The sequence below is a fragment of the Nostoc sp. CALU 546 genome, from assembly GCF_048836525.1.
On the sequence record NZ_JAWJTF010000417.1, the window covers coordinates 1 to 1397 of the forward strand.

Annotated in this window: 1 protein-coding gene; it reads left to right on the forward strand. The window is 41.7% G+C overall.

The annotated features are described in order from the left end of the window. A partial coding sequence (locus tag RRG12_RS44180; RefSeq protein ID WP_420763370.1) for a helicase-related protein occupies window positions 1-1397 on the forward strand: 1397 nt, incomplete at both ends.

Below are 1397 nucleotides of genomic sequence, written 5' to 3' on the forward strand. Positions count from 1 at the left end.
ATCGTGCTCATAAAAGCGATCGCCTGCTTTTACTATCGGCTACCCCCGTTCTCAACCACGAGCAAGATTTTTTAGCAATGCTGCATCTACTCGATCCTGCAACCTATCAACTTGATGACTTAGCAGGTTTTCGTGACCGGGTAGTAAAACGCCAAGACATTGGTCGAATTCTCCTGTCATTTAAAGAAGGCGCAAACCCCTTCGTCCTGAAAACTAATCTCAAAAATCTCCGTAACCTGTTTGCTGAAGATAAGTATTTACTGGAATTGGTAGACAATCTAGAAAATAGATTACAAGCAAAGACTGGGGATACAGTTGAAATTGTCAGGGCAATTCGTACCCATATTAGCGATACCTACAGACTTCACCGCCGGATGCTTCGCAATCGTCGCGCTTCCGTAGAAGATGTAATTTTTAAGCGTAATATTACACTGAGAACAGAGTACGATTTAGACGAGCGATCGCCTGACATCCACGAACTAATTGAGGAGTGGCGTGAAGTAGCTCCTGATGACAAACAATATCACCACATTTTTCTATTGTTTTTCCGTGCTTCTGGTACTTGGCTGGGTATTTTAAAACAGGTAATTCAAGCACGTTTAAGTGGTGTGTCCACTGCGGAATTAATTCGGGAGTTTGGTGCTGATAGTGTTCGCATCCTGACTGAAACTCCTAAATTTGCTAACGGGGAAGCAAATATTTTGCAAAGCCTACTGCGAATTATAGAACAACCGTCAGAGTATGGCGATCGCCTCGAATTACTCAAGACAGTCATTCTGTATCAACTCTGCGAACCTTTAAAAGTACAATCCTTGAAATTTAACCTCCCTAAATTGCTTGCAGAGGTTCAACAACGGCTAAAAAGACCGATACCGGGAGACAGTCTGCCCAAAATTGTTATATTTACCAGCTTTGTGCAAACTTGCACCGAAATTGTCCGTTACTTGAGCGATCGTTTTGGTGAGGGGACTATGGTCAGTCACCAAGTTGGACAAACTAGGTCTCAAGTGGAGGAGAACTTAAATCGGTTTAAAAAAGATCCCAAATGCTTTATTTTAGTTTGCGACTCCTCCGGCGAAGAGGGTCGTAACTTACAATTTACCAACTATATGATATGTTTTGACTTGCCTTGGTCGCCAAATCGCCTAGAACAAAGAATTGGTAGGATAGACCGGATTGGTCGTTTATTGAAAGTTGAGTTTACAGTATTTGCTGGCGTAGACTTACCCGATAGTCTCCATGATGCATGGTATCGCTTCTTGAAAGAAGGGTTTAATATCTTTGGGCAATCTATTGCCAGCCTCCAATTTTATGTTGATGAGAAATTACCCTTGTTAGCAGAAATTGTGTTTAAATCGGGTGCAAATGGACTATTAGAAAACATAGAAGTCATTCAA